Source organism: Adlercreutzia sp. ZJ473 (genome assembly GCF_013185065.1).
Lineage (GTDB): Bacteria > Actinomycetota > Coriobacteriia > Coriobacteriales > Eggerthellaceae > CAAEEV01.
The window spans coordinates 1-7,589 of the sequence record NZ_JAAVTO010000084.1 but is presented as its reverse complement, the minus strand read 5'-3'; the positions used below and the strand labels follow the sequence as shown (position 1 = coordinate 7,589).

Below are 7,589 nucleotides of genomic sequence, written 5' to 3'. Positions count from 1 at the left end.
GCCTGGGGCCGCGCCTGTCTTGCGCTATGTCGGGGAGTCTGTCGTCTCCCGAACCCTGGGTGCCTGGCGGCAGGGCGGGCTGCTTCGGGCAGCCCCGCGTCTGGATCCGGGTCATATTGTCTTCGGCCGCGGCGTTGGTCAAGGCGCACTTGCACCCGTTGAGGACGCCCTCCCGGTTGCGCTTGACGCCCTTGGCGGCTCGCCTCGTCTCGGGGATGCCGCTTCTTATGGCGAGGCTGGTCCATTTGGAGAGCGAGTCGCGCTTCTCGGCGCGCCATCCCACGTCGGACCAGTCGCGGAGCAGGTGCATGAGCTCGTATGCGCACTTGAGATCGGGGTCGGCCTCGAGCAGGCGCCCGGCCTTGGCGACGCGTGCCTCGCGGGGCCTGAGGAAGGCAAGCTCAGCGATCTTTAGGTTAAGGCTTCATATGCCCCAAATCGGAGTAGATATATGCCCCGTGCCATTGCGTAAGCATCAAAGAAAGCCCTTTGAGCTGTTGAGATGCAAGCCTTGGTTTACGATGCCGCTGAGGGAGGAGCAAGGGACCTTATCCCCTAAAATACCCCGTAGTCTGTTGCCTGCAGATCCTTTCAACATCGCCCATCTTGCCGAGGAGGGTCGCTGGCATAAGGCCATGCAGCCCTCCTCTGAGCTTGCTTGACACATCATCAGGGCTGATCGAGGTGGCAGAAAGGGTGAAGAACGCAACTGGCGATCCGCTGCCGTCTACGCAGATGTGGACAACGCACTCGCCACGCGAAGCTGCGCTATGCGCTGAAGTTCGCAGCCACTGGTCGAATGCACTTACTCCGCATTCGAAGTCTGATAGTCGTTCCTTGGGCATGCTGTGGATAGGGATTATGCGCTCCCACGGCTGCTCGACCACCATGCTTGTGCATTACTCTTCGAGGTAGCCCAAAAGCCAGTCGTAGTCACTCGACGTGACATACAGCTTCTTCGGATGGTTGAAGTTGGGCACGTGGTGACGCTGCTGCTCTTCATCGGTGGATGTAAGCAGCCGGGCGTAGTAGCTGCGCATCAGCTCGTGGGAAATGACTGCCGAAGAGTTTACGCCTGTAAGCTGATTGAAGCTCGCACGCCAAGGGTTCTCGCTATGAGTGAGGTTTTCGAGCTGCTGGCCCGACATGTCATCATATGCCGCAAGTACAACATCGATGAAAGCGGTGTCCGATTCGGAGAGTATGCCCGAATCACCGGAGATGTCCGAAGGGCTCACGTAGTATTGGCGCTGATGCTGCATCGACACGCTGGGAGCAGCCGGGCCATGCTCATACGCTCGAATCTCTTCGGGAAAGAGCGGTCTGCCTTCGACAACGAGGCTCCACGCCTGGCAGTAGTAGAGGAGCTTCTGGAGCTGATACTCGGTTAGGGCGCCCTTCTTCTCAAGAAGATACCTTGCTACATCAGACGCGCTAGGCTTCTTCGGCTGCATCGTCTGCGGGTTTTCCATATGCTCCTCCTTTCCTCATAAACCAAATGTAATACCTACTATCTCCCATTTATTCTAGAAAAAACACGCGTTGTCCTCAATTTTCCAATCTAATGGCGAGAAGGTCATACTCAATGCCGGCAACGAGATCTACGTGAGCGACATCTCAGCATGGGAGATCGCGATCAGGTCGGCGGCGAGGCCCGGAAGCATTCCGTTCACCTCCCGTGAGTTCGCGGAGGCCTGCGAGGAGTCGGGCTTGCGCTCCCTCCCGGTCTCGCTCGCGGCCATCGTCGCCTACGAGGAGCTTGGCTGCGAAGCGGTCGGCAGCGCCCACAGGGATCCGCTCGACAGGCTGCTCATAGCCCAGTCCAAGGTTTCCGACATGCTGTTTCTCACCCACGATGAGATCCTCGGCCTTTACGGGGAGCCGCATGTGGTTGTCGTGTAGCATTCGTCACGTCAACATCGAGGGCCTCTCTTTCGACTTTTGGACCAAACTGCAATCGACGGCTTTGGCGGTTCGAGGGACGTGTCGAGTCCCTCTTCCTCACCTCTTCTAGAAATCCTGGATGAGGTCCTGGCGGATGGAGTGGCCGGTCTTCTTGAACATGTTGCGCACGTGGCCTTCGATCCCGCTTTGCCTGCCCCCTGTCTTTCTGGCAGCTGTTTGCCGGGCTGAGCCGCCCGCATGCCGTCTAATCCCTGGCTTCCCGTCCTTTTTCTGTAAATCGTGGTTTAATTATCGCATCCTGAAAACTGTCTTTAAGGAGCGCGCTGTGAAGAGATCTCGAGGCAAGCTGGCGATTTCGGCAATCCTGGCGTTTGTTCTCTGCGTCAGCTTTGCTGGTTGCTCTGATGTCGGGCGCTCCGAGGATTCGGCGAGTAGCTCGATCAGCTCGAGCAGCCTGACGGCGCAATCGAGCGATCGAGCCCAAGAAGCGACGAGCTCTTCAGCTGAAGATGAGGCGGCAAAGGCCGGGGCGGAAGAAAGGGCTACGGAAGATGCCGAGGCGCGGGCCCAGCAAGAAGCCGAGGCCGAGGCCGCCCGCAAGGCCGCCGAGGAGCAGGCTGCCGCCGAAGCCGAGGCCGCCCGCAAGGCTGCCGCCGAGGCTGAGGCCGCCCGCGCCGCTGAGAGCGCGCGCCAGCAGCAGGAGAGCGCCGCCGCAACGTCCCCCAACGCTGCCGTCGTGTACGTCGCCGCAAGCGGGAATGGCAAGAAGTACCACTCGTCTCCCAGCTGCAGCAACATGAAGGGAACGCGTCAGCTCTCGGTCGATGAGGCCCAACGGCTTGGGTACGGCCCCTGCAAGAAGTGCTACTAACGGTTCTTGCCGGAGCGAGAATCGAGCCCTCATCATCGCGCTCGACCACGTCATGCATCGGACAGGCTCGATAGGGTCTTCCGAAGATTTTGAATCTGAGGTCGACAAAGCCAAAGACGGCCTGCAAAAGCGTCTTGTTGCTGCAAATACAGACGGTGATCGACGGCTACCGACATTCGAAAGCCTCAACCACGACCTCATGGACGTATCACTTGGTGAAGGAGCGACGTCTGGGCTGATGGGACAACTGGGAGAAGTGGAAGTACGTTCTTCGAGGGTTTTTCTGAGCCAACGTATGACCGGGCGAGATGAGGAGCGGACATGCGGAGCAATGAAATCAACCGAGATTCCCGCCGACTACCCTCTCAAGAGCGCCCCGAGCTCCTCAGGCCCGATTGCATTCCGACATCATTATGCCGAGACTTCCGCGCAGTGCCATATCTTGGTGATACGGGTCGAGGTGGCTCACTGCCTGGCAGAGGTCATGCGTAGCCTTCCACACGTTCAGCACTTCGCGATTCTGCACGGCCTCGTACTGAGCCATGAACTGCCTGCGGCATCTTGGGTCGGGATACCGAGGGTCGATCATTGTCCCACTGTAATTTACGTAATTCATATATGCTCCTATCAAATAATGTCGATTTGCTGAAAGCCCCCATGGGCTTCATTCCAGCCGTTTACGCAGCTCGCCTTCCGACAAGCGCACGACGTCATCGTTGGACTTGAAAAGCCTGACGACCTTACCTCGTCATCGAACCCGTTTATGCCGCTGAAGCGTGCATCGGCGCCTTCCAAGGTCACGAAGAGGATGCCGTGGTTCTTGAGCACCCCCCCCACCAGATCGAGGACGGGTCCCACTGGCTCGACCCCGAGGTGGTGCCTCGTGGCGGCGGCGTCAGCCTCCGCGTCGCCTGTGACTGACAGGCGCCCGCATTCTGGCACCAGGGGCAGCACACCGCCTCTGAGGCACTTGAGCACGTCGTAGAAGCGTCCGGAGCATTCCTCGACTGACTTGCGCACATACTCCTAGGCGGCCACGTTCGGGTTCGTGTTCTTGCGAAAGTCGCCGTGCTCGAAGGCGAGCAAGGCGCAGCTTGCGCGCATGATCGTGTGGGGGAGATTCCGGGCGGACGTCGAGGAGTCAATGCAAACCTAAAAGCAGCCTAGGAGGGGCTCATCATGAGATGCGCCACTCTAAGCCCTCAAGCAGGTCGTCAAAGAGCGTCGTGGCCAGCGCGGCCTAGAAGTCCTTCTGGACAGACTTGGTGGCGTCCAGATTGATAAGGCTATCTGCGCCGCCAACTATCTCGGATCGAAAGAACGCCCATCTATCCCCAATGTACAGAGCGACCTCGTACTCGAATAGCTCGAAAATCTTTGCCTCGGGGCAGCCCATTCTCCGCGCTATCCATGCTGTCAGCAGGATCCTGATCGTCAACTCCACATCAAGCAAATTGTCAGGAGACAGCCAATACTCCCTCAGCCGACCACCCCTCCCTTCTTTGGTGCGCTTCACCGCGTTGTACGTGTTCGATATGTCGGACTGGAGGACGCCAGCGTCAGAAAACTTCAGAGAGGCAGGCAACTGCGCTAAAAATGAGCAGAAGAGCCAGAGAAACATGGGGCGCTGCGAGGCGCACGATGTGCGCGCCTCTTACCTGCCTATCAGCGTTCGGTATCTAGCGAGAAAGACGCGCCGCCGCTCAAACAAAACGAGACGACGATTTAATTGAACCATAACGAGCTCCTCGATGGTGCAAGAACCTGTGGGCAGATTCAGACCGCCCCCCTACCTCAGCAGCTTCGCAGGGACACCCACGTGGGTCCCCGACTCCTCGATGTTCCCGACAACCATGGCGCCCGCGCCCACTATGCAGCCGCCGCAAGTGCAGTGTCGTCGAGGACTCAGTCCTGACTCTGTTGACTTCATGCGGTTCCAAATACCCAGCGTCAGGAAACATGCAAGCCTGCTCGGGAAAGGATCTTTCTCTCGCATCGACTCCCTATCGTCCCCGGTCAGCCCTTCCCGTGACATGGTCACGGTGTTAAGATGGGGCAAAATCGTCATCCTTAAGTCAGGGATGAATCGCCAATCGCAATCATATCAAATTAGCCAATACGCTGAACTCGTCCCGGGTAGCATGCGCTTTTTCGATATCGAGCCAGAGAGCGACTTACGAAGTTTTCTAAAAGAATCTAAGCTTTCTAAAAAATCCAGCGAGAGGTCGGGAGGCAGAAAAAGCAATCCAAGCTCAATCAGGCTCGCTAGCTATTGCCAGCTTTTTATTAGCGCGGAGCGCAAAGTCGCACTTCTCATGGCGGTCATCCCCCCCCCGAGGCGTCAGTCCCCCTTAGCGACAAGTCGATGTCCTTCTTGAGGAGGACGAGCCAGTATCGTTTAGGGCGAATTGCCGAGGATGACGCAAGGAATGCGTTTGTTCAAACTGCAGAGCAGTCGGAGAAGGCGTTCGGAAGGGATGCACTTGACCTCGTTGTAGAGGCATGCGGGAGGCTTTCCTTTCGTGATTCAGTTGGCGGGGTATCGCTCTTGACAAGCAGCAAGGGAAAGGATGCTGCGGAAAAGGACGCTGTTGCGATTGGCATGAAGCATGCTACCAGTGATATAAAGACAGGGTTCTGAAAGCGACCCTCGGTGAGCTGCCTAATCGCGATCTGGCCTTCTTGGGGCCATACTAGAGGACGAGTCCATTTCTTTCAGTAACGATATAGCCAAACGCATCAATCAGAACGATAGACATGCCTCTCAATACCAGCGTAGGCTTCTTGAGAGAGGGCCATAGGAGTGAGGGGATGCGGGAGAATCGCGTTTGAGCTTTCCATGCTGAGAGAGAGCATTTTCCCGAATGCTTTGCCTGGAATGCTTTGATGTGTGCTTGCAACAATATCCAGAAGACCTGTCTTCCGAAATAGCCCTATATGATATCCTTATGATGCACTATGGAACAGGCCATAGCGGAAGAGCATTGTCGTAAACACCATTCGAATGGCGTCTACGAAATCTCCATCGGCTAGACTGATGGCGCAGAGGTGCGCCGCAGCAACGCTCATGGACATGCTCCCTTCGTCTTTGGACATTGTGCCGCAGATGAAGATTTGCTGAGACGGGCTTGACCCGAAAGGCGGTGCCGCCTTCGATTTAAGGTGGCCGTGCGCGGGCTTTCTCGCGCGTGTATGTGGGCAGGTCGGTTCCGAACGGACACCGCCCCTCTATGAATCGACCTGCCAGGCAGCTGAGGTAACGTGATAGAAATACCTTCCTTTGTGAAAGACCCCGATAGCGTTAGATCGTACGCTCATTTTGATCGTAGGGTTTCTTTTTCGTCTAAAGCTAACTTGATCATGGACCCCAATTTCGTGTCGAAGTACGCGTTTTACCCGCTTATCGAAAAGGATATGCGTCGAATGAAGACTGATGAAGAGGGGAAACCATGCAAAGATTTTCGTCCGATAAGATATGCTGCACATATGGATAGATGCATATACCAGTATTACGCAGGGCTGCTTAATGAGAGATATAACTCTTATGCTGCCGAGCTGGGAATAAACGATGTGGCACTTGCTTACAGGACGAGTTTCAAGGGGAAATCAAATTGCGATTTTGCGCGAATGGCTTTTGAGGCGATAAGAAACGCTGATCGCTGCTTTGTTTTTGCTGGCGATTTCAAGGAGTTTTTCGAAACGCTCGACCATAGATATCTGAAAAGCCAGTTGCGAAGTCTCTTTAGTGACGGGAAGATTCCCGATGATTACTATCACGTGCTCAGGGGAGCGACAAAGTATTCGGTGTGGGATATCAGAGACCTTCTCGAGCGCAACGGTCTGAAGTGGACAGTTTGCGGCGTGAAAAAGCTCAACAGACTTCCAAGGGTTTTGAGTCGTGAAGAGTTCAGGCAAGAAGTTAGGACGTCAACAACAGCGCCTTGGAAAGAGAACGGCGGAAAGGGAATACCTCAAGGATTGCCTATAAGCGGAGTTCTTGCCAACGTTTACATGATCGAATTCGACAAAATGGCAAAAGGCATTTCAGATAGATTCGACGGGCTTTATCTGAGGTATTCAGATGATTTCATCTTCGTTCTTCCCAACTGTCTTGACTTCGCTGAAGCGAGGGCAGACATCGAACGCCTGGTTGCCTCAATTCCCGCGCTCGTCACTCACCCTTCAAAAACGCGTTGCTATTGTGTTGCAGATGACGCCATTGTCCATGTTGGTGGCGCTGCCGATAAGGAAGCGAAGAATTCCGGGCATATAGATTTCTTGGGCTTTTCGTTTGACGGGAAATCCGTCCGATTGAAACAGCGCACGACTGGCCGATATTACCGACGCATGTATGCGCGAATGAAGCGGCTGTACGGTAAGGGAGAGCGTCCGAGCAAGAAGCGTGTGGACAAACTTTACGTTGACTTTAGCGATTGGGGACGATGCCCGAAGCGGAATACGAGGGTCCGGCACCGCGTTGACAGGATGCGTCAGCAGGGGAATTTCCTTTCGTATGTTGCTCGGGCTCAAAGAGCTTTTCCCGATGATCCGATTGCCTTAGACGTAAAAAACCACAAGCGTAAGATGCGACGACGTTCGAAGGCATTGAGGCGGAAGGGAGCGCTTAAGGCTTCATGCGATCCGAATTTTGATGTGCGGCGATAAGCTGTGGGCGCTGCCGGTGCTGCCGAAGACAATATGACCCGGATCCAGACGCGGGGCTGCCCGAAGCAGCCCGCCCTGCCGCCAGGCACCCAGGGTTCGGGAGACGACAGACTCCCCGACATAGCGCAAGACAGGCGCGGCCCCAGGC

6 protein-coding genes are annotated in these 7,589 nt (G+C 55.9%); 3 read left to right on the top strand and 3 right to left on the bottom strand.

Annotated features, from left to right (window positions below):
* Both HRL41_RS11355 and HRL41_RS11350 read right to left on the bottom strand, forming a co-directional pair.
* A partial coding sequence (locus HRL41_RS11355; protein WP_253904886.1) for a transposase occupies nucleotides 1-310 on the bottom strand: 310 nt, incomplete at its 3' end.
* A gap of 589 nt (nucleotides 311-899) precedes the next feature.
* The gene (locus HRL41_RS11350; protein WP_172137121.1) at nucleotides 900-1,472 is read right to left on the bottom strand and encodes a Panacea domain-containing protein; all 573 of its coding nucleotides are present in this window, start codon (nucleotides 1,470-1,472) and stop codon (nucleotides 900-902) included.
* Between the two features lie 133 nt (nucleotides 1,473-1,605).
* On the opposite strand from HRL41_RS11350, the gene HRL41_RS11345 reads away from it, so the two are divergent.
* Nucleotides 1,606-1,902: a type II toxin-antitoxin system VapC family toxin gene (locus tag HRL41_RS11345; protein WP_172137120.1), complete on the top strand. Its 297-nt coding sequence runs from the start codon at nucleotides 1,606-1,608 to the stop codon at nucleotides 1,900-1,902.
* Between the two features lie 328 nt (nucleotides 1,903-2,230).
* Nucleotides 2,231-2,776 carry a hypothetical protein gene (locus HRL41_RS11340; protein ID WP_172137119.1) on the top strand — a complete coding sequence of 182 codons (546 nt, stop codon included), beginning with the start codon at nucleotides 2,231-2,233 and terminating at the stop codon, nucleotides 2,774-2,776.
* A gap of 1,240 nt (nucleotides 2,777-4,016) precedes the next feature.
* Here HRL41_RS11340 and HRL41_RS11335 read toward each other — a convergent pair.
* Nucleotides 4,017-4,397 (bottom strand): hypothetical protein, encoded by a 381-nt coding sequence (locus HRL41_RS11335; protein ID WP_172137118.1) that lies wholly within the window; start codon nucleotides 4,395-4,397, stop codon nucleotides 4,017-4,019.
* Between the two features lie 1,802 nt (nucleotides 4,398-6,199).
* On the opposite strand from HRL41_RS11335, the gene HRL41_RS11330 reads away from it, so the two are divergent.
* Nucleotides 6,200-7,441 carry a reverse transcriptase/maturase family protein gene (locus tag HRL41_RS11330; protein WP_172137117.1) on the top strand — a complete coding sequence of 414 codons (1,242 nt, stop codon included), beginning with the start codon at nucleotides 6,200-6,202 and terminating at the stop codon, nucleotides 7,439-7,441.
* The last annotated feature ends 148 nt before the right edge of the window (nucleotides 7,442-7,589 follow it).

Coding starts and splice junctions, on each gene's coding strand:
- HRL41_RS11350 (WP_172137121.1), bottom strand. CDS start 1,472: ATGGAAAACCCGCAGACGATGCAGCCGAAGAAGCCTAGCGCGTCTGAT.
- HRL41_RS11335 (WP_172137118.1), bottom strand. CDS start 4,397: ATGTTTCTCTGGCTCTTCTGCTCATTTTTAGCGCAGTTGCCTGCCTCT.
- HRL41_RS11330 (WP_172137117.1), top strand. CDS start 6,200: ATGAAGACTGATGAAGAGGGGAAACCATGCAAAGATTTTCGTCCGATA.